Annotated in this window: 18 protein-coding genes and 1 tRNA gene; 13 read left to right on the top strand and 6 right to left on the bottom strand. The window is 65.2% G+C overall.

Annotated features, from left to right (window positions below; genetic code table 11):
• Positions 1-106 precede the first annotated feature (106 nt).
• From NY08_RS17680 to NY08_RS26130, 4 genes are all read left to right on the top strand, one after another.
• The gene (locus NY08_RS17680; protein ID WP_200893129.1) at positions 107-1,003 is read left to right on the top strand and encodes an alpha/beta fold hydrolase; all 897 of its coding nucleotides are present in this window, start codon (positions 107-109) and stop codon (positions 1,001-1,003) included.
• 100 nt (positions 1,004-1,103) lie between these two features.
• Positions 1,104-2,108: a beta-ketoacyl-ACP synthase III gene (locus NY08_RS17675; protein ID WP_032397016.1), complete on the top strand. Its 1,005-nt coding sequence runs from the start codon at positions 1,104-1,106 to the stop codon at positions 2,106-2,108.
• A gap of 172 nt (positions 2,109-2,280) precedes the next feature.
• Complete coding sequence (locus NY08_RS17670; protein WP_045197803.1) at positions 2,281-2,682, top strand: PPOX class F420-dependent oxidoreductase; 402 nt, start codon at positions 2,281-2,283, stop codon at positions 2,680-2,682.
• Positions 2,683-2,733: 51 nt separating this feature from the next.
• Positions 2,734-3,210: a DUF4190 domain-containing protein gene (locus tag NY08_RS26130; RefSeq protein ID WP_052683861.1), complete on the top strand. Its 477-nt coding sequence runs from the start codon at positions 2,734-2,736 to the stop codon at positions 3,208-3,210.
• Here NY08_RS26130 and NY08_RS17655 read toward each other — a convergent pair.
• Entirely contained in the window at positions 3,199-4,425 is a 1,227-nt protein-coding gene (locus NY08_RS17655) for an MFS transporter (RefSeq protein WP_045197801.1), read from the bottom strand. The two genes, NY08_RS26130 and NY08_RS17655, sit on opposite strands and share 12 nt — an antisense overlap.
• Before the next feature lie 82 nt (positions 4,426-4,507).
• Between NY08_RS17655 and NY08_RS17650 the strand changes: the two genes are divergently transcribed.
• The 3 genes from NY08_RS17650 (at position 4,508) to NY08_RS17640 (ending at position 7,631) form a co-directional block, all read left to right on the top strand.
• Positions 4,508-5,419 carry a LysR family transcriptional regulator gene (locus NY08_RS17650; protein WP_235386947.1) on the top strand — a complete coding sequence of 304 codons (912 nt, stop codon included), beginning with the start codon at positions 4,508-4,510 and terminating at the stop codon, positions 5,417-5,419.
• 4 nt (positions 5,420-5,423) lie between these two features.
• Positions 5,424-6,020 (top strand): histidine phosphatase family protein, encoded by a 597-nt coding sequence (locus NY08_RS17645; RefSeq protein ID WP_045197800.1) that lies wholly within the window; start codon positions 5,424-5,426, stop codon positions 6,018-6,020.
• Between the two features lie 105 nt (positions 6,021-6,125).
• Positions 6,126-7,631 (top strand): phage infection protein, encoded by a 1,506-nt coding sequence (locus NY08_RS17640; RefSeq protein ID WP_045197798.1) that lies wholly within the window; start codon positions 6,126-6,128, stop codon positions 7,629-7,631.
• On the opposite strand, the gene NY08_RS17635 is transcribed toward NY08_RS17640, so the two are convergent.
• The gene (locus NY08_RS17635; protein ID WP_045197796.1) at positions 7,566-7,862 is read right to left on the bottom strand and encodes a putative quinol monooxygenase; all 297 of its coding nucleotides are present in this window, start codon (positions 7,860-7,862) and stop codon (positions 7,566-7,568) included. The genes NY08_RS17640 and NY08_RS17635 overlap by 66 nt on opposite strands.
• A 99-nt stretch (positions 7,863-7,961) precedes the next feature.
• Here NY08_RS17635 and NY08_RS17630 point away from each other — a divergent pair, with 99 nt between their 5' ends.
• Positions 7,962-9,488: an MFS transporter gene (locus tag NY08_RS17630; protein WP_045197795.1), complete on the top strand. Its 1,527-nt coding sequence runs from the start codon at positions 7,962-7,964 to the stop codon at positions 9,486-9,488.
• Here NY08_RS17630 and NY08_RS17625 read toward each other — a convergent pair.
• The 4 genes from NY08_RS17625 to NY08_RS17610 all read right to left on the bottom strand — a co-directional run bounded on the left by NY08_RS17625 (position 9,467) and on the right by NY08_RS17610 (position 17,121).
• A complete protein-coding gene (locus NY08_RS17625) occupies positions 9,467-10,372 on the bottom strand; it encodes a cutinase family protein (protein WP_045197793.1) in 906 nt (301 codons plus the stop codon). The genes NY08_RS17630 and NY08_RS17625 overlap by 22 nt on opposite strands.
• A gap of 200 nt (positions 10,373-10,572) precedes the next feature.
• A complete protein-coding gene (locus tag NY08_RS17620) occupies positions 10,573-12,024 on the bottom strand; it encodes a glutamate synthase subunit beta (protein WP_045197790.1) in 1,452 nt (483 codons plus the stop codon).
• A complete protein-coding gene (gene gltB / locus NY08_RS17615) occupies positions 12,017-16,606 on the bottom strand; it encodes a glutamate synthase large subunit (RefSeq protein ID WP_032397007.1) in 4,590 nt (1,529 codons plus the stop codon). The genes NY08_RS17620 and gltB overlap by 8 nt, the downstream gene beginning before the upstream one ends.
• 429 nt (positions 16,607-17,035) lie before the next feature.
• Positions 17,036-17,121: transfer RNA gene (locus tag NY08_RS17610), tRNA-Leu, on the bottom strand.
• 207 nt (positions 17,122-17,328) lie between these two features.
• Here NY08_RS17610 and NY08_RS17605 point away from each other — a divergent pair.
• The 5 genes from NY08_RS17605 to NY08_RS17585 all read left to right on the top strand — a co-directional run bounded on the left by NY08_RS17605 (position 17,329) and on the right by NY08_RS17585 (position 23,784).
• Complete coding sequence (locus NY08_RS17605) at positions 17,329-18,780, top strand: DUF3662 and FHA domain-containing protein (protein ID WP_045197788.1); 1,452 nt, start codon at positions 17,329-17,331, stop codon at positions 18,778-18,780.
• Positions 18,781-18,948: 168 nt separating this feature from the next.
• Positions 18,949-19,413, top strand: coding sequence for an FHA domain-containing protein FhaB/FipA (locus NY08_RS17600; RefSeq protein WP_032397005.1), 465 nt, complete (start codon positions 18,949-18,951; stop codon positions 19,411-19,413).
• Complete coding sequence (locus tag NY08_RS17595; protein WP_045197786.1) at positions 19,410-20,849, top strand: PP2C family protein-serine/threonine phosphatase; 1,440 nt, start codon at positions 19,410-19,412, stop codon at positions 20,847-20,849. The genes NY08_RS17600 and NY08_RS17595 overlap by 4 nt, the downstream gene beginning before the upstream one ends.
• Complete coding sequence (locus tag NY08_RS17590) at positions 20,846-22,303, top strand: FtsW/RodA/SpoVE family cell cycle protein (protein ID WP_032397003.1); 1,458 nt, start codon at positions 20,846-20,848, stop codon at positions 22,301-22,303. The genes NY08_RS17595 and NY08_RS17590 overlap by 4 nt, the downstream gene beginning before the upstream one ends.
• A complete protein-coding gene (locus NY08_RS17585; RefSeq protein WP_032397002.1) occupies positions 22,300-23,784 on the top strand; it encodes a peptidoglycan D,D-transpeptidase FtsI family protein in 1,485 nt (494 codons plus the stop codon). The genes NY08_RS17590 and NY08_RS17585 overlap by 4 nt, the downstream gene beginning before the upstream one ends.
• The last annotated feature ends 7 nt before the right edge of the window (positions 23,785-23,791 follow it).

Genomic DNA, 23,791 nt, shown 5'->3' with positions numbered 1-23,791 from the left:
TCCCTGGTGACCGATCCGCGCGCACGAGTGTGCAAAACGGGGAAAATGATGGAAACTGGAGCGTGAAACAGTCGACAGGTCGGTAGAGCATCGTGGAGTGCCAAACATGGACAGCGGGGATCGAGCCGAACGCAGTGCGTTGTTTCCCGTGAAACATCCTCCCGGTCAGTACGTCGAGGTGGACGGGCAACGTCTGCATCTGTTCGTACGCGGAACCGGCCCCACGGTCGTCCTGTGCGGAGGCCTCGGCAGTAATTGGTTCGACTGGAACGACACCGTCGACATCCTGAGCGCCCACCATCACGTGGTCGTGCTCGACCGGCCCGGCTTCGGACTCAGCGACCCCTTGCCCGCCGGTGCCACACCCACCGTCCGCGGGGAGGCAGACCGAATCATCGGTGTCCTCGACGCACTCGGAGTCACCGACCCGGCCGTCGTGGTAGGTCATTCGATAGCCGGCTTCTACGCAGAAGCTGTGGCCCGGCTGTACCCGTCGCGCACCCGCGGGATTCTGTTGCTCGATTCCAGCGCCGAATCCGACCCCCCACGCTTCGTCCCGACCCTCGTGCGCGTCGAGGCTGCCCACGTCATCGCCACCGCGCTCAGCAAGACCGGCCTGCAGAAGTTGGTCGGACCGCGTGTGCGACGCGTCCTCAATCAGGCGACACCGCCCGACGGCACGCCGCAGGAGACGTTCGACTGGGTCGACGACATCTATCGACGACCCACCTACCTCGCCGCCGCCCTGGTGGAGGATGTCGTCTACCCGGATCTCGCCGCCGAACTGAACAGAATGCGGAAGCGTTCGCCCCTCGTCGTTCCGGTCATCGTCGCCGCAGCCCACACCGGACGACCCTCCCCGTGGGGCAAGCGATGGATCAAGACTCAACGCAAGCTGGCCGCGTATCTGCGGGCCGACTTCACTGTCGTCATGCCCGCCCACCACCACGCCATGATCGACAAGCCCGCCGAGGTCGCAGCCCTCATCACCGAACTGGTGTGAACTCCTCGAGGCGACGCACGTAACGTGTGTCACCGAGCCCGTAGCCCAAGACCCGAGCCGAAGCTCGGCGATGGCGCGGTAGCACGAGAGGAAATTGAAGATGGGTGCGATCAGCACGACGCAGGGACGACAGTCGAAACTACTCGGACTCGGCGTTCACCGCCCCGAGAGAGTCGTGACCAACGACGAGATCTGTGAATTCATCGACTCGAGCGACGAGTGGATCCAGACGCGGTCCGGAATCAAGAACCGGCGCTTCGCCGATCCCAAGGAAAACGTCGTCGAGATGTCCATCGCGGCAGGTCGTAAGGCCCTCGAAGCCAGCGGAATCACCGCCGACCAAGTCGACACCGTCATCGTCGCCACCTCGACGCATCTCGAACTCACACCCCAAGCAGCTGCAAAAGTAGCGCACGGACTCGGCACCAAGGGGCCGGCCGCATTCGACATCTGCGCCGGCTGCGCGGGCTTCTGCTACTCCCTCGCAGTCGCATCGGACCTGGTCAAGGCCGGAACGTCCAAGTACGTCCTCGTCATCGGTGCAGAGCAGCTCAGCGTGACCACCGACCCCTACGACCGCACCACCCGCTTCATCTTCGCCGACGGCGCCGGTGCCGTGGTCGTCGGCCAGAGCGACGAAACCGAGATCGGACCCGCCGTCTGGGGCTCCGACGGCTCGCAATCCGACGCCATCGTCCAGACCACCGACTGGTACGACTACATCACCGAAGAAGGCCTCGAGCGCCCCTGGATCCGGATGAACGGCATCTCCGTCTTCCGCTGGGCCGCATTCGAAATGGGCAAAGCCGCGCAGCGCGTCCTCGACGTCGCCGGTATCAAAACCGACGAACTGCACGCCTTCATCCCCCACCAGGCCAACAGCCGCATCACCGAACTCCTCGCCAAGAGCCTGAATCTGAACGAGGACACACCCGTCGCCAATGACATCGCCGAAACCGGCAACACCTCGGCAGCCTCGATCCCCCTGGCCATGGAAGAACTACTGCGCACCGGCAAAGCAAAGGCAGGAGACACAGCACTGCTGCTCGCCTTCGGTGCCGGACTCTCCTACGCCGGACAGGTAGTCAAACTCCCCAACCTGTAGTCGCCGATCCACATCGGATGCACTCGATTCCCGAGTGCACACCTTTCACCCCAGTGCACTCGATGTGACATTGAGTGGCCTTTTCGGCAGTCAATGGCACATCGAGTGGACTCCGGGGACGCTGTGGGGCGATTCGGGACCCAAGGCGGGGGTCGAGTCGTACTGTTGTCGTATGCCCAAGCCTCCGTTGCCCGATGCCGCTGTCGAATTGCTGAAGAAGGCCAATCCCGCGGTCATGGCGGTGGTTCGTGCAGATGGAACGCCGATCACCGCACCCACGTGGTATCTGTGGGAGGACGGGAAGGTGGTGCTCAATTTCGATGCGTCGCGGAAGCGTCTCGAGCACATCAAGGCGAATCCGAAGGTCTCGATTTCGGTGTTGGACGAGGCCAGTTGGTACACACATGTGACGGTGCACGGTTCGATCGAGTTGCGTGACGATCCCGATCTGGTCGATATCGATCGCATTTCGACGCATTACACCGGCGATCCGTATCCGGTTCGGGATCAGCCGCGCGTGACCGGATACGTCACTGTCGACGCCTATGTGGGGTGGGGCAAGCTCGGTACGTAGCGCAGAGGGAGAGCGGTTGCGACTGCTGTCTCCAGGTGCCACACTCCCGCCATGGGCGATCCGCAGGGTGAGAGCAACGATCCGTTCGACGCAGCGAACAAGGATCAGCCGTACGGGAGGCAGCAGTACCCGCCCTATCAGAACCCGAACCCCCAGAACCCGAACCCCCAGTACCCGAACCCCCCGCAACAGAGCCCCCAGTACCCGAACCCGCAGCAACAGTATTCGCAGTACGGGAATGCGCCGTATGCCGGCGGGTATCAGGCTCCGGCGTCCACCAACACCTTGGCGATCGTGTCACTCGTGTTGGCGATTCTCGGTCTGACGTTCATTCCGTTGATTGCGTCGGTGTGCGCGGTGGTGTGTGGCCACATTGCGCGCGGTCAGATCAAGCGCACCAGCGAAGGCGGATCGGGTTTTGCGACGGCGGGCCTGATCGTGGGTTACGTCTCGATCGCGCTCTTCGTCGTCATCGTGGGTGCGATCGTCATTTTTGCCCTCGCTGCCGCAAACACGTCAACCTACTGATACCGGCTTCGCCAATCGGCCGTTCATGCACGCGGCCCACACGCCTGCGATCACTGCCAACGCAATGACGAACAGCGCCAACGCGTTCCATCCCTGGGATTGGAAGACGACGCCGCCGATCCAGCCGACGACGGAGGATCCGCCGTAGTAGAAGAGGTTGTACAGCGATGTCGCCTGGGCTCGGCCGTGGACGGCTCGTTGTCCGGTCCATCCCGACGCGATGGCGTGGGCGGCAAAGAATCCCATGGTCAGGATCACCAAGCCGGTCAGAATGACGGCGAGATTCGACGCCATCGTCAGGGCAACTCCGGCGACCATCGTGGCGGTGGATCCGGCGAGCACCACCGATCTGCCGTGCTTCGTCGCGAGATTGCCCGCTACCCGTGAGGACACGGTACCGCTGAGGTACGCCACGAAGATCAGGCTGATCAGAGACTGCGGGAGCCCGAAAGGCACGGCCTCCAAACGAAATCCGAGGTAGTTGTAGATCGCGACGAAGCCGCCCATCAGCAGAAACCCCTGGCCGTAGAGTGCCGCCATCCCCGGCTCGCGCAGGTTCACCCACAGCCGTCCGGGTAGGTCACGAATTTCGCTGTGCACGAGCGTCGTTCGCGGCTTCGGTGCAAGCCAGACGAACAGTCCGGCGGCCAACGCAGCGATCATCGACACGGTCAACGTGCCGATCCGCCAGTTGGTGTACTCCGCAACGGGTCCCGCGACGATGCGGCCGAGCAGTCCGCCGAGCGTCGTACCGGACACGTAGGTCGCCGCAGCCAGGGCTGTGTGCTTGTGATGGATCTCTTCGCTGAGGTACGCGATGGCGATGGCCGGAAGACCGCCCAGTGCTGCACCCTCGAAGAATCGAATCACCAGCAGTACTTCGAGCGACGGCGCGAGCGGAACCAGCAGACCCAGCGTCGTGGCGGTGAGGATCGACGCCGTCATGGCCCGAACACGACCGATGCGGTCGGCCGCCACCGACCACGGAATGACGGACACCGCAACGCCGACCGTCGCGAGCCCGACCGCGAGCGAGGACTGCGACGGCGTGATGTCGAGATTGGCGGCGATGAGGGGCAGGATGCCCTGCACCGAATAGAGCTGAGCGAACGTTGCGACTCCGGCGAACAGCAGTGCCAGCACGAGCCTGCGGTATTCGCGCGATCCCCTGGGGTGTCCCTCCCATTCGAGCACCTCGGGCTGCGTCGTGGTCATGCAGATCACGTTAGAAGCGCTCACGATATTCGTCCAATGCATGAGACCGGGCAAACCGATACACCGACGATATGATTCGGCAATGCGTCGTGAAACGATCGAACTCCTGCCGCTGCTACCGACTCTCGTCGCAGTGGCCGACACCGAACACATCACCGACGCCGCGCACGTCCTGGGCGTCCCACAGCCCACCGTCAGTCGGCAGGTCGCCCGCGCCTCGGCAATTCTGGGCGTCGACATCGTGGAACGACGCGGCCGCGGGATCGTGCTCACCAGCACCGGCCGAGTGCTCATTCCTTATCTCCAGCGGGCGTTGAGCGACATCGACGCCGGCATCGACGCGATGACCGAGCACGACGCCAGAGCCCGCGGCCGTATCGCGGTGGCGTTTCAGAACACCCTGGGCGAGGACGTCGTACCCGCACTGATCCGTCAGTTCCGCGTCGACCACCCGGCCGTCACGTTCGATCTGGATCAGGGTGCCCGGGCACGCTGCCTCGACCGTCTCGCCGACGGGGTCTCCGACCTGGCGTTCGTCTCTCTCAGCGCCGAACACACCGAGCACAATTCGTTCCAGCTCTACGACGAGCGACTGATGCTGGTGGTTCCGGCCGATCATCGGCTGGCCACGCGCAGGTCGGTCGATCTGGCCGACACGGCCGACGAGAACTACATCGCGATGGGCCACGGCTTCGGGATGCGCTCGATCTGCGACGAGTTGTGGGCGGACGCCGGCTTCAGCCCGCGTATCGCCTTCGAGGGTCAGGACACCCACACGGTGCGCGGACTCGTCGGGGCCGGTCTCGGTATCGCCATTCTGCCGCGAATACGCGCGCACGGCGGTGAGGGCGGAACCGTGGACATCGGACTCACCCAACCGGCCGCGCGCAGGCGAATCGGCATGGTGTGGGATCCGCGGGCCGATTCGCCGCGTCAGGTGGCGGCATTTCGATCGATGGTGCTGCGCAGCGGCAGAACACTCGTGATTAGGTGAGTCGATGCAATTGGTTCTGGTGCGGCATGCCCTCCCGCAACGGTCGGAGACCTCGGCCGATCCCGCTCTGGCCGAACTCGGCGTCGAACAGTCCCAGCGAGTGCCGGGTGCCGTCGCCCGGTTCCCGATCTCGCGAGTCGTCTCGAGCTCGCAGCTACGCGCCGTCCAGACCGCGCAGCCTCTGGCCGATCGGCTCGGTCTGACCGTCGAGCCCGACGATCGCCTGACCGAATACGATCGCGACTTCGGCGGCTACGTCCCGATCGAGTCGGCCAAGACCGAATTCCGGGAGGCATTCGATCGCATCAAGGCAGGGCATCTCCCGGAGCAGGTCGACGAGCAGGCGTTTCGCCGGCGAGTCCTGGATGGTGTCGCCGATGTCGTCTCGGCGAGCGCACACACCGACACCGTGGCGCTGTTCGCTCACGGCGGCGTGATCAACATCCTGCTGCAGGACATTCTGCAGACCCCGAAGGTGCTCGGCTTCCCGATCGACTACTGCTCGGTGACGCGGGTGCTGTTCTCGCGCAGCGGCGCGAGGTCGGTCTCCTCGGTGAACGAAACCGAGCACGTGTGGGACCTGTTGCCCCGCAATCGGTAATCCACAGAGACCTCTTAAACTCCCAGGTCGAGGGCACAAAATAGGGCGTCGGCGGTCGTCGACTGGTCGGCGACGCTGCACCGTGCGGTTAGCCTCGAACTCATCATGGGTGAATTGCGTATCTTCCGACGTCCTGCCGTTGCTCTCACTGCGCTGGCGTTTCCTCTGGTAGCGGTAGGTGCATTTGCACTGGGCACCGGCTACGACCTCGGTGGCGAGTCCGCGGCAACCACCACCGTCGTCGCCGACACCGAGCAGGCACCGGCAGCGGACCAGCAGACGGCCGATCCCCTGGCCGCAGCCAGGAGCAGCCTCAACAGCGCATCGCTGCCCATCACGTTCCTCTCCAGCGGTATCGGCCAGCTGACCGACGGCGGAACGCAGCTCAACGACGGCGTCGGGCAGCTCGCCGACGGCATCACCCAGGCACACGACGGAACCATTCAGCTCGCCGATGGATTCGGGCAGTACCGCGACGGCATCGGTCAGCTCGGAGACGGCGCGTCCCAGATCAGCGGCGGCGTCGACCAGGTCGTCGACCAGCTCGCCGGATTCGGCGCTCTGCAGGCCGATTTCACCGCCAAACTCGCCGCCACCGCTGACCAGGTCGATCGATTCCCGCACCCGGGATCGGACGCCATCTCCGGTGAGATCCGCGGGGTCATCGACACTCTGAACACGCAGGCTTTCGGACCCGACACCCTCGCCCAGCTGCAGACCCTCAAGAGCGGTGCTCAGCAGCTGTCCTCCGAACTCAACGACCCCAACAGTCAGTTCCTCGGAGCCACCGCCCAACTCGGCGACGCGACCGTGCAGTTGCGCGACGGACTGGGCCAACTCGACGACGGCGGCCAGCAGCTCAAGGCCGGCACCGATCAGCTCGTGACGTCGGTCGAACCGGTCGAGGGAATCGTCAACGGCATCGCCACCAATGTGCGCGACGCCTCGGCGGCACTTCCGCAGGGAACCGCTGCCGCTACCGACGACGCAGCGTCGGACCAGAACATCGCGGTCACGTCGTCGAGCACCGGAACCGGTGCCACCCCGTATCTGATCGCTGCCCTGGTCGCGCTCGGTGCTCTCGGGTGCGTCAGTCTCGTGCGGGTTCTGGGCAGGGACAGCAAGCCTCGCTGGCTCGCCGTGGCCGCAGCGGTCGCCGCAGTGGGCATCAGCGCCGCCGTTGCGTTCGCTTTCGCCACCGACGCCGCCCTCGGGCCGGTCCTGGGAGCGGGTGCGTTCCTGATCGTCTCGGCTGCGGCCTACCTCGCCGCAGCGGGAGCGATCCAACGGGTGCTCGGTGCCGTGATCGGCCAGATCGTCAACGTCGCCGCGCTCGCGGTGCAGGTCGTCGTCTGTGGCTTCGCATACGCATCGACGGCACCGATCTGGGGCGATCTCGCCGCCTTCATGCCCATGAGCTACACCGCCGCCGGAGCCCGCGTCATCGCGTCGGGCGAGATGAGCGGGACCGGCTGGCTCGCGATCGGTGCCACGATGGCCCTGCTCATCGTGTCGACACTCGTCTACGCAAGCGTGCGGGGTGAGTCAGCCGACCGGCCGGAGGGGATGAATGGCGGGCGCAGCCGCGAGGTGGGCCCCGAACTCGCTTAGCGCCTGCTGCAGGTGCGGAGTCTGCATGTGGCCGTCGAGGTCCTCCTGCGACTTCCACACCTCGACGGTGATGAAGGTTCCCGGCTCGATCGCGGACTCGAACAGCTCGTACGAGAGGTTGCCGTCTTCCTTCCGCGATTCGGCAACCAGAGCGGAGAGGCCGTCGCGCACGGCGTCGATGGCATCCGGCTTGGCGATGATCGTCGCGACTACCTTCAGATCGTTGGTCATGAGGTGATTTTTCCTTCGTTCGGCGAGAGACATGTTTCTTCACCGAACGTACTCCCGATCCCCCTAAGCTGAGGTGTCCATTCGGGAAGGGAAACCACAGTGAGCCAGACGGCAACCGACCAGCGCGCCACCGGTAAGGAGTGGCTCGGCCTCGCAGTGCTGGTGGTGCCGATTCTCGTCGTGTCGATGGACATGTCGGTGTTGTACCTGGCCCTGCCGTTCATGACGGCCGATCTCGAACCCACCAGCAATCAGTCGTTGTGGATTCTCGACATCTACGGATTTCTGCTTGCCGGCCTACTGATCACCATGGGCTCGCTGGGCGATCGCATCGGCAGGCGCACCCTGCTCATGATCGGTGCCGTCGTGTTCGGAGTGGCGTCTCTGGCCGCGACGTTGTCCACCTCTCCCGAGATGCTGCTCGCGGCGCGCGCTCTGCTGGGAATCGGCGGAGCCACCATTGCGCCGAGCACATTGTCGTTGATCCGCAACATGTTTCACGACCCCACTCAGCGAAAGGAAGCCATCGGCCTGTGGACTGCCGGCTTCGCCGGTGGAGCAGCAGTGGGCCCTGTCATCGGCGGTGTTCTGCTCGAACACTTCTGGTGGGGCTCGGTGTTCCTGATCAACATTCCGATCATGGTGGTACTTTTCGTCGCCGCCCCGTTTCTGGTCCCCGAGTTCAAGGACTCCGACCCCGGGAAGTTCGATCCCATCAGCGTGATTCTCGCTATCTCCTCGATGCTCTCGATCGTGTTCGCCATCAAACACGGTGCACAGGAGGGGATCGACGCGGCAATGATCGTCACCGCCCTCGTCGGGCTGACGCTCGGTGCAGTGTTCGTCATCCGGCAACGGAAGGCAGCACACCCTTTGATCGACGTCACGCTGTTCGCCGAACGTGCCTTCAGTGCAGCCGTCGTCGTGCAGTTCCTGGTGATCTTCGCGATGACCGGCTTCAGCCTGTTCGCCGCGCAGTATCTCCAGCTGGTAGTCGGACTCGGGCCGCTCGAGGCCGGATTGTGGTTGTTGATTCCCGCCGCGGCTGCAGCGACCGGAGCTGTGTTGGCACCGACGATGAGTAAGGTCATCCATACGGGCACCATCATCGCCTGCGGCCTGGCTTTCATCGGATTCGGTTGTGTGGCAATGGTCTTCGTCACCAGCAACTCGGGCCTACCGTTACTCCTGACCGGAATGGCTCTGCTGACGTTCGGCATCGGCGCGGCGTCGACGCTCAACTCCGACATCGTCCTGACCGCCGCGGCACCCGAAAAGGCCGGTGCCGCATCGGCACTGTCGGAAACCGGAGCCGAACTGGGCGGCGCCGTGGGTATCGCGATCCTCGGCACGATCGGCAGCACCGTCTACCGGCACCGCATGGACGACGCCATCCCGGCGGGCACCCCTGCCGAGATAGCGGACCCCGCACGAGAAACCATAGGCGGTGCCGTCGCCGTCGCGGACTACCTGCCCGAGCCGTTCGCCTCGCAACTGACCACCGTCGCGAACTCGTCGTTCGTCGACGGCTTCAACCTCGCGGCCGGCTGGAGCGCCGGTCTGATGGCCGTCAGCGCTGTGGCGGTTTTCGTGCTGCTACGCCGTCAGACCGCGTCGGCGAGGTAGCGCGCCAACCACCGAGTCGCGGACTGGCCGCCCCCGACGTCGTAGCTCTGGTACTCCTGGTGGATACCCGAACGGTAGAACGCCTCGATCTCACGCTGACGCTGAGCGTTCGCTTGATCGGTGAGCTGGCCCTGCAACACCGGCAGACCACCGGCCGCGGCGAGGTCCGCGATCAGGGACTGCGCTTCCTGCGAGTACTGATCGGCGACGTTCGGCGCGGGGTTCGACGAGACGGCCAAGAAGCCGGCCAGCCGCGCGACGTAATCGTCCTTGGGCGTCGAGCAGTACAGGTCGCCGACGGCACAGAACGTCCGCACCACGGGGCTGACGTAGCCGAATCCACCGACGCGGGGTCCACCGACCCCGGTTCCGACCACGGCGGGCCCCACGAGAGCGTCGGTGTCGGAGCGCTTCGGGTCGGAGATCAGCCCCACGGCGACCACCTTGTCCGCGGGCACCACGCCCACTCCGGTGCCGATGGCCGCGGCGAGATCGCCCGCCGCGTCGGCACCCTGGCTGTACCCGATGATGCCCAGTTTCGTTGCGCCACAACGATCGGCCATGGCCTTCAGCATCCCGCCCGCGTTGGCGACGGCTTCGGCGCGTGATTGCCCGTACACCTCGCCCTCCCAGGGGAACGCGGTCGCGGGATACGAGACGTAGTCGGTGCGGATGTCGCCACCGAGACGATCGGTGACGTCGGTCAGCATGCCCGGCTTGGGGGCCGCACCCGAGCTGGTCTCCCAGGTGCCCGGAATGGCCACGACGTACATCGCCGGGCAATCGGCCGGGTCCGCGGCGGCGGGCGAAGCCGTTCCGACGACGATTCCGGATGCAACAGCTGCAGCGACGCCGATACCGGCGCAGATCTTCTTGACACTCATGGGAGGGGGCCTCACTGGTGGTCGAACGCGCTTCGTTGTTCGATCACCACAATGACAGCGGCCTGTGACCATCAGATGCCTACATGGTTAACGAACGTAACCGTGTGTCGAATGGCAGCGGAAAGCAGACGAACTCGAAGTTGTGGACGGAATCGGACCTCGATCCGTCCACAACTTCGAGCTCGGCGGAGAAACGCGACTTACCGCTGCGGTGCCTGAGTGGGCACGATCGGCGCCGGTAGCGCCGTTGCTCCCTGCAGGAAGGTGTCGACGGCGGCCGCGCAGGACCGGCCCTCGGCGATGGCCCACACGATGAGCGACTGGCCGCGGCCCATGTCGCCGGCGACGAACACGCCGGGGACGTTGGTGACCCACTCGTTGGTGCGCTCGACGTTGCCGCGCTGGTTGAAGTCGACACCCAGGTCGGTCAGCAGGCCGCCCTTCTCCGGTCCGACGAATCCCATGGCGAGCAGAACCAGATCGGCTTCGAGGGTGAATTCACTGCCCTCGACCTTCTCGAACTTGCCCGCCTTGAACTCGACCTCGCAGGCTTCGAGTGCGGTGACCTTGCCGTCTTCGCCGACGAAACGCTCGGTGTTGACGGAGAAGACGCGTTCGCCACCCTCTTCGTGGGCCGAGGCCACCCGGTACATCAGTGGGTACGTCGGCCACGGGGTGGACGTCGCACGCTCCTCGGGCGGGCGGGCCATGATCTCGAACTGGTGGACGCTTTCTGCGCCCTGACGGTGCGAGGTACCGAGGCAGTCGGCCCCGGTGTCGCCGCCGCCGATGATGACGACCTTTTTGCCCTCGGCGCTCACCGGCGGCGCGGCGAAGTCGCCCTGCTGGACGCGGTTGGCGTGCGGCAGGAACTCCATGGCCTGGTAGATGCCGTCGAGCTCGCGGCCCTCGATGGGCAGGTCGCGCCATGCGGTGGCGCCGCCTGAGAGGACCACGGCATCGAACTGCTCGCGCAGTTCGTCGGCCGAGATGTCGACGCCCACATCGACACCGGTGCGGAAGACGGTGCCCTCGGCCTCCATCTGCGCCAGGCGACGGTCGATGTGGCGCTTCTCCATCTTGAACTCGGGGATGCCGTATCGCAGCAATCCGCCGATGCGATCTGCCCGCTCGAACACCGTGACGGTGTGCCCGGCGCGGGTGAGCTGCTGCGCTGCAGCGAGTCCCGCGGGTCCGGAGCCGACGACGGCGACGGTCTTGCCGGTCAGATGCGTCGGGTAGACCGGCGTGACCCATCCCTCTTCGAAGGCCTTGTCGATGATCTCGACCTCGACCTGCTTGATGGTGACCGGATCCTGATTGATGCCCAGGACACACGCCGCCTCGCACGGGGCGGGGCACAACCGACCGGTGAATTCCGGGAAGTTGTTGGTGGCGTGCAGTCGATCGATGCTGTCGCGCCAGCGGTCCTTGAACACCAGGTCGTTCCACTCGGGAATCAGGTTACCCAGCGGGCAGCCGTTGTGGCAGAACGGAATACCGCAGTCCATGCATCGACTGGCCTGCGTGCGCAAGGTGTCCTTCGAGAAGTCCTCGTAGACCTCTTTCCAGTCCATCAGGCGCAGGTCGACGGGGCGCCGCTTCGGCACTTCGCGGACCGTGTTCTTCAGAAATCCCTGTGGGTCACCCACGAGCTGCCTCCATGATCGCTTCGTCCACGTCCGCGCCGTTCTTCTCGGCTTCGGAAATGGCCAGCAGTACCTTCTTGTAGTCGCGAGGCATGACCTTCACGAAATGGTTCACCTGCTGTGACCAATCCGCGAGGATCCGCTCGGCCACCTCGGAGCCGGTCTGCTCCTGATGGCGGGTGACGATGTCCTTCAGCCAGGTGAACTCGTCACCTTCGAGCTCTTCGATGTCGACCAGCTCGGTGTTGAGGTTGGCCTCGAACGTCTTGTTCGGATCGAACACGAACGCGACTCCGCCGGACATACCGGCACCGAAGTTGCGGCCCGTCGAGCCGAGGATGACGACCTTGCCGCCGGTCATGTACTCGCAGCCGTGATCTCCGACGCCTTCGACGACGGCAACGGCACCGGAGTTACGAACGGCGAAACGCTCGCCGACGACGCCGCGGATGAGAGCCTCACCGCTGGTGGCACCGAACAGGAACACGTTGCCGCCGATGATGTTGTCCTCGGCGACGAATCCCTTCGGAGCATTCAGCGACGGGCGCAACACCAGATGTCCACCGGAGAGTCCCTTGCCGACGAAGTCGTTGGCATCGCCGTTGAGTCGGAGCGTCATACCGGAGGGCACGAACGCACCGAAACTGTTGCCGGCCGAGCCGGTGAAGGTGATCTCGATGGTGTCGTCCGGCAGGCCGACGCCGCCGTAGGCCTTGGTGACCTCGTGCCCCAGCATCGTGCCGACGGTGCGGTTGACGTTGGTGATCTTGGACTCGAACGCGACCTTCTCACCCCTGTCCAACGCATTGCGGCTGGCCGAGATGAGCTGCTGATCGAGAGCCTTGTCGAGACCGTGATCCTGGACGCCGGTGTTGTACAGGTTCTGGTTCATGAACGCCGACTCGACCTCTTCGAGAATCGGTGCCAGATCCAGCTTCGACGCCTTCCAATGCTCCTTGGCCGCGGTGGTGTCCAGCAGACCCACCTGACCGACGGCCTCGTCGAGCGTGCGGAACCCGAGCTCGGCCATGAGCTCGCGAACCTCTTCGGCGATGAACATGAAGAAGTTCTCGACGAACTCCGGCTTGCCTGCGAACCGCTTGCGCAGCAACGGATTCTGAGTTGCAACACCGACGGGGCAGGTGTCGAGGTGGCACACGCGCATCATGATGCAGCCCGAGACGACGAGCGGAGCGGTGGCGAAACCGAACTCCTCGCCGCCGAGCAGAGCGGCCACCATGACGTCGCGGCCGGTCTTGAGCTGACCGTCCACCTGCACGACGATCCGATCGCGAAGTCCGTTGAGCAGCAACGTCTGCTGCGTTTCGGCCAACCCGAGCTCCCACGGTCCACCCGCGTGCTTGACCGACGTCAGCGGCGTCGCGCCGGTGCCGCCGTCGTGGCCCGAGATGAGCACCACGTCGGCGTGCGCCTTGGACACACCGGCGGCGACCGTTCCGACGCCGACCTCGGAAACCAGCTTCACGTGAATGCGGGCCTGCGGGTTGGCGTTCTTGAGGTCGTGGATCAGCTGCGCGAGATCCTCGATGGAGTAGATGTCGTGGTGCGGCGGCGGCGAGATCAGGCCGACGCCGGGCGTCGAATGCCGAACCTCGGCGACCCACGGGTACACCTTGTGCGCCGGAAGCTGGCCGCCCTCACCGGGCTTGGCTCCCTGCGCCATCTTGATCTGGATGTCGGTGCAGTTGGTCAGGTAGTGCGAGGTGACGCCGAAACGTCCCGACGCGACCTGCTTGATGGCACTGCGTCGCCAGTCACCGTTCTCGTCCGGCTCGAACCGCGAGACGTCCTCGCCGCCCTCACCGGAGTTCGAGCGTCCGCCGAGACGGTTCATCGCGATGGCAAGGGTCTCGTGCGCCTCGGCCGAGATGGAGCCGTAGCTCATCGCGCCCGTGGAGAAACGCTTGACGATCTCGCTGGCCGGCTCGACCTCGTCGATCGAAATAGCCTGTCGCTCTTCGGTCTTGAAGCGGAACAGACCGCGCAGCGACGCGAGGCGCTCGGACTGGTCGTCGACCATCTTCGTGTATTCCTTGAAGATGTCGTACTGACCGGTGCGAGTGGAATGCTGCAGCTTGAACACCGTGTCCGGGTTGAAGAGGTGGTACTCCCCTTCGCGACGCCACTGGTACTCACCGCCGGTTTCGAGCTCGCGGTGCGCACGCTCCTGACGGTTGTCCAGGTACGCCACCGCGTGCCGCGCTGCGACGTCGTCGGCGACCTGATCGAGATCGATACCGCCGAGGTGGCTGTTGAGGCCGGTGAAGTACTCGTCGACCAGTTCCTGCGAGAGGCCGATGACCTGGAACAGCTGGGCTCCGGTGTACGACGCGAGAGTGGAGATGCCCATCTTGGACATCACCTTGAGTACGCCCTTGCCCGCGGCTTTGATGTAGTTGGCGACGGCCTTGTCGAACTCGATGTCGGTGAGGGCACCGCGCTCGATCATGTCCTCGATCGACTCGAACGCCATGTACGGGTTGACCGCTGCCGCACCGAATCCGATGAGCAGAGCCATGTGGTGCACCTCGCGGGCGTCACCGGCCTCGATGATCAGACCGACCTTGGTTCGGGTCTTCTCGCGGACGAGGTGATGGTGCACTGCCGAGGTGAGCAGCAGCGACGGAATCGGAGCGAGCTTCTCGCTGGACTCACGGTCCGAGAGCACGATGATCCGCGCGCCGCCCGAGATGGCAGCGGACACCTGAGCGCGGATGGCCTCCAACGACTTTCGGAGGCCCTCACCACCCTCGGACACCGGGTAGAGACCGCGCACGACCACCGAGCGCAGCTCTTCCTGCGTGCCCTCGTCGTTGATGTGGACGAGCTTGGCGAGGTCGTCGTTGTGCAGGATGGGCTGCGGAAGCACGATCTGCTTGCAGCCGTCGGCACCCGGGTTGAGCAGATCGCCCTCGGGTCCGATGGTGCCGCCGAGGCTGGTGACGATCTCCTCGCGGATGGCGTCGAGTGGCGGGTTGGTGACCTGCGCGAACAGCTGCGAGAAGTAGTCGAACAGCATCCGCGGACGAGCCGACAGCACGGCGATCGGGGTATCGGTACCCATGGAACCGATGGCCTCGGCACCGGACTTCGCCATCGGCGAGACCAGCACGTTCAATTCCTCGGTGGTGTACCCGAAGATCTGCTGACGGATGAGCACGCGGTCGTGCGGCATGTGCACGTGCGGACGCTCGGGCAGGTCGTCGATCGAGGTCAGGCCCTCGTCGAGCCACTGCTGGTACGGATGCTCGGCGGCGAGCTCGTCCTTGATCTCGTCGTCGGAGACGATGCGGCCCTGCGCGGTGTCCACCAGGAACATGCGGCCCGGCTGCAGGCGAACCTTGCGGACGACCTTCGACGGATCGATGTCGAGCACGCCGACCTCGGAGGCCATGACGACCAGACCGTCGTCGGTGACCCACAGCCGGCTCGGGCGCAGGCCGTTGCGGTCGAGAACCGCGCCGATGACGGTGCCGTCGGTGAAGCACACCGAGGCCGGTCCGTCCCAGGGCTCCATCAACGAGGAGTGGTACTTGTAGAACGCCCGACGTGCGGGGTCCATGGACTCGTGCCGCTCCCAGGCCTCGGGAATCATCATCAGCACGGCGTGGGGCAGGCTGCGGCCGCCGAGGTGCAACAGCTCGAGCACCTCGTCGAAACGTGCTGTGTCACTTGCTCCGTGGGTGACCACGGGGAAGATCTTCTCGAGAGCCTCGGAGCCACCGAACACGTCGGAGGTGATGAGTGCCTCGCGGGCGCGCATCCAGTTCTCGTTGCCGGTGGCGGTGTTGATCTCGCCGTTGTGGGCGACGCGGCGGAACGGATGTGCCAGCGGCCACGACGGGAACGTGTTGGTGGAGAAGCGCGAATGCACAAGTCCCAGTGCGCTTTCCACACGCTCGTCCTGCAGGTCCAAGTAGAAGCCCTTGAGCTGAGGCGTCGTCAGCATGCCCTTGTAGACGAACGTCTGCGAGGACAGCGACGGGAAGTACACGGTTTCGCGGCCGGGGCCGTCCTTGCCCGCGCCCTCTTCGCCCAGCTCGTGCTCGACGCGCTTACGGATGACGAATGCGCGCCGCTCGAGGTCGAGGTCGGTGACCGACGCGTCGGGAGCCGCGAGGAACAGCTGACGGAAGGTCGGCATCGCATCGCGCGCCAGAGCTCCGAGGGAGGAGTCGTCGGTGGGGACCTCACGCCAACCCAGAACCGACAGGCCTTCGCTCTCGACGATGCGCTCGACACCCTCGCAGGCACGCGCGGCATCGCTGCGGCCCTGGGGAAGGAACGCGACACCGGTCGCGTACGCGCCGGCAGCGGGGAGCTCGAAATCTACGACGGCGCGGAAGAACGCGTCCGGAACCTGGATCAGAATGCCCGCACCGTCACCGGTGTTCGGTTCGGAGCCGGCAGCACCGCGGTGCTCGAGGTTGACCAGTGCGGTGATCGCCTTCTCGACGATGTCGCGACTGCGTCGACCGTGCATGTCCACCACGAACGCGACACCACAGGAGTCGTGTTCGTTGACGGGATCGTAGAGGCCTTGCGGGCCCGGAGTGTGCTTCATACCTAGCCTTCGGATAAGTCCAGCCTTGATACTCGTCGGCGACGGTGTGGTGTAACCGGCTGCACGAACGGCCTGCGGTGCGTCCTCGCCGTTGAAGCAGCACCTGTCGATCGTCGACGCTTTCCCCTGCACGAGCGGGTGAGCTCATGGTAGAAAAGTGAGGGTCTCGACGGATCCGGCCGTGGTGAGGCCGATCCAACTACGAACGATAAGTCAGCACCTGGGTGCCCCCGCAAATAAGGTAAGCCTATTATGGGCTTTCACCTGCGAATTCTCGTATACGAGACGCCATCGAGACCGGGTACTGGACCACCCGGCCGACATCGCCCGAGAATCACACGCCTGTAGGACGATTCGAGGAACGGGCCGCGAGGAAACCGACCCGGAAGAAACTACTGGCCGCAGCGATCGAATCAGCTGCGGCCAGTGTGGTGGGCGGAGGGGGACTTGAACCCCCACGTCCCGAAGGACACTGGCACCTGAAGCCAGCGCGTCTGCCATTCCGCCACCCGCCCGGGTAACGGCGAGAACACTAACACGCACCATGCCGCGCTCGAAAATCGCCGCGTCGAGCAGCCGGGAGCCGACCGCGGCGAGCAGTCCCCGTCGGTGGCACCGTATATCATGCTTGCAGCGCGACTTCGTGATGACACGCGGCCGTCGCGTCCTGCACACCAGCAGGCACCACACGGTGGAAGAACACAGTGAGAGGAGGGGTCACGATGGGCATCGTTCAACGTTTCGAACGCAAGCTCCAAGGCGCTGTCGGCGACGTCTTCGCCCGCGTGTTCGGCGGAGGCGTCGTACCGGCGGAGGTGGAGGCAGCGCTCCAGCAGGAAGCGTCGGATCTGGTTCGGCCCCTGGACGGCGGGCATCTGCTGGCACCCAACAGCTACGTCATCACCATCAACAGCTCGGACCACGCCGAGCTCGCCGGCGACCGAGAACTCACGGTCAAGGCGTTCTCACGTCACCTCGACGATTACATCCGCGATCAAGGCTGGCAGACCTACGGCGACGTGGTGGTTCGATTCGAGCCCTCGCCCACCCTGCACACCGGACAGTTCCGTGCCAGTGGCTCGGTCGATCCCGATGTGGGACGATCGGCGACTGCTGGCCGCAATGCGCAGCAGGGTGCCTCGGCCCCGAAGAACGTATCGGCTCCGCCGGCACCCAGTCCCGTCCCTTCAGCTACGCAGCGACCGTCTGCCCCACCGATGTCGATACCAGGAGCCGGCCACATGACGCAGAACCCAGGCTACGACCCGCAGCGCGATCCCGCGGACGGCCATCGTCCCGATCCGCGCACGCGCAACGGTTACGCCGGTGGCCAGGATCCGCGCTACCCCGCACGTGAGCAGAACGGGTACGACGCCCAGGCCTACGCGCCTGCCGATCACGATCCGCGCTACGACCAGCAGCCGTACAACGGTGGCTACGACGAGCAGTCGTACCCCGAGCAGGGTCAGGCCTACAGCGCGGCCGGCCAGGAACAGGGCTACGACCCCAACGCCTACGGCGCGCCCGGCGGCCAGGATCAGGGTTACGGTGCCCAGGGTTACGACGCGCAAGGGTACGACGGCCAGGCATACGACGCGCAGGCCTACAACGCACAGGGCTACAACGGCCAGGGCTACGACTACAACGCCGCCGAGCAGGGTGCCGCGTACTCCGAGGCCCCCTACCAGGAGCAGGCGTACAACGACCCGGCCGGCCGGTATGCCGAGCCTCAGGCCGCCGGATATCAACAGCCCGGCTACCAGCAGCCCGGCTACGACTACCCGCCTGCACCGGCCGCCTACGGCCGTGGGTACCCGCAGGGTGCGGGCGACCGCGGGGACGGTTACGGCTACGACCAGCCCGCCTCGTACGCAGGGCGGAGCCAGGCGCTCGCCGCCACGCTGCAACTCGAGGACGGCAGCGGCCGCTACTTCCAGCTCCGTGACGGTCAGAACATCATCGGCCGTGGCCAGGATGCACAGTTCCGGCTCCCCGACACCGGTGTCTCGCGTCGACACATCGAGATCCGGTGGGACGGCCGCGTGGCCATGCTCTCCGACCTCGGTTCCACCAACGGCACCACCGTCAACGGCGCTCCGGTGCAGGACTGGCAGTTGGCCGATGGCGACGTCATTCGGGCCGGTCACTCCGAAATTCTGGTTCGGATCGTCTGACGATCGACGTGGGCTCGGGTGGGGGTTCGACTCGCACTCTCGTCCACCCGTATGTCGTCGACACGAGCTGCTTCACCCTATGATGCTGCGAGGCAACCATGTCTGCCGCGCCGCGACTTTGCGCGTGTGCGGAACACGGGTCGATTGCGAAGGAGGAGGTGAATCGTCGTGCAGGGATTGATTCTGCAACTGACAAGGGCGGGCTTCCTGCTCTTGCTGTGGTTCTTCGTCTGGGCCGTCCTTCGCACCTTGCGCAGTGACATCTATGCGGCCGCAGGCATGCGAGTGCCTCCTCGCTACTCCGGCGGCTCGAAAGTTCTCCCGTCGTTCAACAAGCAGAAGGTGGCCAAGTACCTCGTGGTGACCCAGGGCGGTCTCGCCGGAACGCGCATATCGCTCGGCACGCAGCCCGTCCTCATCGGGCGAGCGGACGACTCCACTCTCGTTCTGACAGACGACTACTCGTCGACGCGGCATGCGCGCATCTCGCCCCGCGGCGGAGATTGGTACGTCGAAGACCTCGGCTCGACCAACGGCACCTACCTCGACCGCGCGAAGGTGACCACCGCCGTTCGCGTCCCCCTGGGAACCCCTGTCCGCGTCGGCAAGACCGTGATCGAGTTGCGCCCGTGACCCTCGTCCTTCGCTATGCCGCCCGCAGCGATCGCGGTCTGGTTCGATCCAACAACGAGGACTCCGTGTACGCCGGGGCTCGCCTACTGGCGCTGGCCGACGGCATGGGCGGTCACGCCGCCGGTGAAGTGGCCTCGCAGTTGATGATCGCCGCATTGGCTCATCTCGACGACGACGAGCCCGGCGAGGATCTGCTGGGCAAGCTCGAGGCAGCCACCCGCGAGGGCAACGCGTCCATCGCAGACCAGGTCGAGGACGAACCCGAGCTCGACGGCATGGGGACCACACTGACCGCAATCCTGTTCGCGGGCAAGCGAATCGGACTGGTACACATCGGCGATTCGCGCGCGTACATGCTGCGCGACGGCTCGCTCACCCAGATCACCCGAGACGACACCTTCGTTCAGTCTCTCGTCGACGAAGGCCGCATCACCGCCGAGCAGGCGCACACACATCCGCAACGCTCCTTGATCATGCGTGCCCTCACCGGCAACGAGATCGAGCCGACGCTCACCGTTCGAGAAGTGCGCGCAGGCGATCGATATCTGCTGTGCTCCGACGGCCTCTCGGACGTCGTGAGCGACGAAACCATCGAGAACACGCTGAACGAGGGCGAGACGGGACCCTGCGCCGACCGACTGATCGAACTCGCGCTTCGCAGTGGCGGGCCGGACAACGTGACGGTCGTCGTCGCCGATGTGATCGACCTCGACTACGGACAGAGCCACCCCATTCTCGGCGGTGCCGCCAGCACCGAAGACGAGGAGGACGCCCCTCCGCCCAACACCGCAGCAGGGCGCGCCGCAGCGATGCGTCCCCCCCGTACGACGCCCAAGCGCGTCACCGCTCCGGTTGTCGCACCGGAGAAGAAATCGCACAAGCTGCGCTGGACACTCATTGCCCTGACCCTGGTCGTTCTCGCCGGAATCGGTGCGGTGGTGGCCAATTCGATCATCAAGGGCAATTACTACGTCGGTGCCGACAACAGCAAGGTGACCGTGCTGCGCGGGCTGCCCGGCTCGGTGCTGGGGTACTCGCTGCAGAGCGTCGAACTGATCGGCTGCCTCGACGACGACGGAGCCGTCACGTTGACCGCGCCGGATGCCGCCCCGGCGGACTGTGTTCCGTTCGAGATCGACGATCTTCTGCCTGCTGCACGTGAGCAGGTCACGGCCGGGTTGCCGTCGGGATCTCTCGACGATGCGCGCGGACAGGTCGAGCGGTTGGCTTCCGGGGACCTGCTTCAGGTCTGCGAGACCGAGCCGGTCGTGACCACGACCGTCGAACCGACTCCGACGGCGATCATCCCGCCGCCCGCCGCCCCGCTGCCGCCCACGGTCGAACCCACTCCTGAGGCAGCACCGACCACCACAGCCGTGCCGACACCGACGGTTCCGCAAATTCCCGGCCAGAACTGCAGGACCGGTACTCGATGAGTTCCAATCCGTCCGCGGGAGGATCCTTTCCGAGTCCGCCCGAAGGGTTCGCCCCAGCGCCGGTTCAATCCAACCGACGCGGGATCGAACTGCTGTTGCTCGGCGCTGCCGTTCTGATCACCACGATCTCCTTGGTTCTGGTCGAAGCCAGTCAGGAACAGACCATCACCTGGGATCTGGCGAAGTACGCGGTGGCGTATCTCGCGCTGATGACGGTGGCGCACCTGGCGGTACGCCGTTTCGCTCCCTACGCGGATCCGTTGCTGTTGCCGATCGTGGCGTTGCTCAACGGACTCGGTCTGGTGCTCATTCATCGCCTCGATCTGGCCGACGAGCAGCAGGCCCAGTATCTCGGCAACCCCATTCCGTCGCCCGATGCCAACCAGCAGGTGCTGTGGACGACGCTGGCCATCGCCGGGTTCGTCGCTCTGCTGGTGCTGCTACGCGATTACCGCACCCTGGCTCGCTACGGCTACACCGTCGGACTCGCCGGACTGGTGCTCCTGGCCATCCCGGCCATGCTGCCGTCGGCATTCTCCGAGGTCAACGGATCAAAGATCTGGATCCGACTGCCCGGCTTCAGTATTCAGCCCGGTGAGTTCGCGAAGATCCTGCTGCTCATCTTCTTCGCTTCACTGCTGGTGGCCAAGCGCGAACTGTTCACCGTCGCCGGCAAGCACTTCCTCGGAATGGACTTCCCACGGGCACGCGATCTGGGGCCGATCCTGGTCGTCTGGATCGTCTCGGTCGGTGTACTCGTGTTCGAGAAGGATCTCGGTACGTCGCTGCTGATCTTCGGAACCGTCCTGGTGATGATCTACATCGCCACCGAACGCGTCGGCTGGTTGATCATCGGATTCGGGCTGTTGCTCGTCGGATTCCTGTTCGCGTATCAGGTGTTCGGCCACGTCAAGATCCGCACCGACACCTGGCTGCACCCGTTCGACGACTACAACGACACCGGCTACCAGATCGTCCAGTCCATGTTCAGCTTCGCCACGGGCGGGTTGGCCGGCACCGGGCTCGGCAGCGGTCGCCCGTCCCAGGTTCCGTTCGCCAAGACCGACTTCATCATCGCGACGGTCGGAGAGGAACTCGGCCTCATCGGCCTGACCGCGGTCCTGATCCTGTACTTGCTGTTCATCATTCGCGGCTTGCGTACCGCGCTGGCCGTCCGCGACAGCTTCGGCAAACTGCTGGCCGCAGGTCTGTCGTTCACCATTGCCATCCAGCTGTTCGTCGTCGTCGGCGGCGTCACCAAACTCATCCCATTGACCGGCCTCACCACGCCGTATCTGTCCTACGGAGGATCGTCGCTTCTCGCCAACTACCTGCTCCTCGCGCTGCTGATCAAGATCTCCGACGCAGCCCGTGAGCCGGCAACGCCCAAGAAGAAGCCCGCTCCCGCAGCGCCCATCGCGGAGGCACCCACCGAGATGGTGAAGCGCGCATGAACACTCCCCTGCGCCGCGTCTCCATCGCCGTGATGGTCATGGTCGTTGCGTTGCTCGCCAACGCCACCTACCTCCAGGTCATCAAGGCCGACGATCTGCGCACCGACCCCAGGAATTCGCGAGTACTGCTCGACGAGTACTCGCGCCAGCGCGGTCAGATCTCGGCAGGCGGCCAGGTACTCGCGTCCTCGGTCCCGACCGACGACCGCTACAAGTACCTGCGCACCTACCCGCAGAATTCGATCTCCCCCGCCAGCCCGCAGGCCAACGCGCCGATCACCGGCTACTACTCGATGCTGTACTCGAGCAGTGGCCTCGAACGCGCCGAGGATCCCGTCCTCAACGGATCCGACGACCGGCTCTTCGGCGGACGCCTGTTCGACCTCATCTCGGGCCGAGATCCCCGCGGCGGCAACGTCGTCACCACCATCGACCCCGTCGTTCAGCAGGTCGCGTACGACCAGCTGACCGCCAAGGGATACACCGGTTCGGTAGTGGCCCTCGACCCCGCCACCGGCAACATCCTGGCCATGGCCAGCACCCCCAGCTACGACCCGAACCTGTTGGCCAGCCACGACGGCAGCACCACCACCGAAGCGTGGGAGAACCTGAGCAACGATCCCGAGAAGCCGATGGTCAACCGGGCGATCTCGCAGACCTACCCACCCGGATCGACGTTCAAGGTGATCACCACCGCAGCCGCACTCGAAGCGGGCGCGACACCGGACGATCAACTCACGGCCGCGTCGAACATCACGTTGCCGGGGACCTCGACGACACTGGAGAACTACAACGGGTCGACGTGCGGCGGTGGCCAGACGGCAACCCTGCGCGAAGCGTTCGCACGCTCGTGCAACACCGCCTTCGTCGAGCTCGGCATCGACACCGGGGTCGACAGGATGCGTGAGACCTCCGCGGCATTCGGCATCGGTGAGGACTCGACCATTCCGCTCACCGTCGCCGACAGCACCATCGGGCCCATCGACGACGACGCCGCGCTCGGCCAATCCAGCATCGGCCAGCGCGATGTGGCGCTGACCCCGCTGCAGGACGCCGTCATCGCCGCCACCGTCGCCAACGGCGGCGTGCGGATGGCCCCGAACCTGGTGCAGCAGCTGCAATCTCCCGACCTGTCGGACCTGTCGAGCTACCAGCCCAAGGCCATGGGCGAGGCGATCAGCTCGGCGACCGCGGCGACGCTGACCGATCTGATGATCGGCTCCGAGAACAACACCAGCGGCGAGGGCAAGATCCCCGGCGTCCAGATCGCGTCGAAAACCGGTACCGCAGAACATGGTTCCGACCCGCGCAACACCCCACCGCACGCGTGGTACATCGGATTCGCACCTGCCGACGACCCCAAGGTCGCCATCGCCGTCATCGTCGAGGACGGCGGCGACCGAGCTCTCGCCGCAACCGGTGGATCCGTGGCCGCCCCCATCGGGCGAGCCGTCATCGCAGCCGCATTGCAGGGGAGGTGAACGTACG

The organism is Rhodococcus sp. B7740 (assembly GCF_000954115.1).
Lineage (GTDB): Bacteria > Actinomycetota > Actinomycetes > Mycobacteriales > Mycobacteriaceae > Rhodococcoides.
The sequence above is the reverse complement of the archived record's forward strand: the minus strand, read 5'-3'. Positions and strand labels throughout refer to the sequence as shown.

What these genes read in the sequence shown, in the direction of transcription:
- NY08_RS17680 (WP_200893129.1), top strand. Translation starts at nt 107, where the DNA reads ATGGACAGCGGGGATCGAGCCGAACGCAGTGCGTTGTTTCCCGTGAAA.
- NY08_RS17675 (WP_032397016.1), top strand. Translation starts at nt 1,104, where the DNA reads ATGGGTGCGATCAGCACGACGCAGGGACGACAGTCGAAACTACTCGGA.
- NY08_RS17670 (WP_045197803.1), top strand. Translation starts at nt 2,281, where the DNA reads ATGCCCAAGCCTCCGTTGCCCGATGCCGCTGTCGAATTGCTGAAGAAG.
- NY08_RS26130 (WP_052683861.1), top strand. Translation starts at nt 2,734, where the DNA reads ATGGGCGATCCGCAGGGTGAGAGCAACGATCCGTTCGACGCAGCGAAC.
- NY08_RS17655 (WP_045197801.1), bottom strand. Translation starts at nt 4,425, where the DNA reads ATGACCACGACGCAGCCCGAGGTGCTCGAATGGGAGGGACACCCCAGG.
- NY08_RS17650 (WP_235386947.1), top strand. Translation starts at nt 4,508, where the DNA reads ATGCGTCGTGAAACGATCGAACTCCTGCCGCTGCTACCGACTCTCGTC.
- NY08_RS17645 (WP_045197800.1), top strand. Translation starts at nt 5,424, where the DNA reads ATGCAATTGGTTCTGGTGCGGCATGCCCTCCCGCAACGGTCGGAGACC.
- NY08_RS17640 (WP_045197798.1), top strand. Translation starts at nt 6,126, where the DNA reads ATGGGTGAATTGCGTATCTTCCGACGTCCTGCCGTTGCTCTCACTGCG.
- NY08_RS17635 (WP_045197796.1), bottom strand. Translation starts at nt 7,862, where the DNA reads ATGACCAACGATCTGAAGGTAGTCGCGACGATCATCGCCAAGCCGGAT.
- NY08_RS17625 (WP_045197793.1), bottom strand. Translation starts at nt 10,372, where the DNA reads ATGAGTGTCAAGAAGATCTGCGCCGGTATCGGCGTCGCTGCAGCTGTT.
- gltB (WP_032397007.1), bottom strand. Translation starts at nt 16,606, where the DNA reads ATGAAGCACACTCCGGGCCCGCAAGGCCTCTACGATCCCGTCAACGAA.
- NY08_RS17605 (WP_045197788.1), top strand. Translation starts at nt 17,329, where the DNA reads ATGGGCATCGTTCAACGTTTCGAACGCAAGCTCCAAGGCGCTGTCGGC.
- NY08_RS17590 (WP_032397003.1), top strand. Translation starts at nt 20,846, where the DNA reads ATGAGTTCCAATCCGTCCGCGGGAGGATCCTTTCCGAGTCCGCCCGAA.
- NY08_RS17585 (WP_032397002.1), top strand. Translation starts at nt 22,300, where the DNA reads ATGAACACTCCCCTGCGCCGCGTCTCCATCGCCGTGATGGTCATGGTC.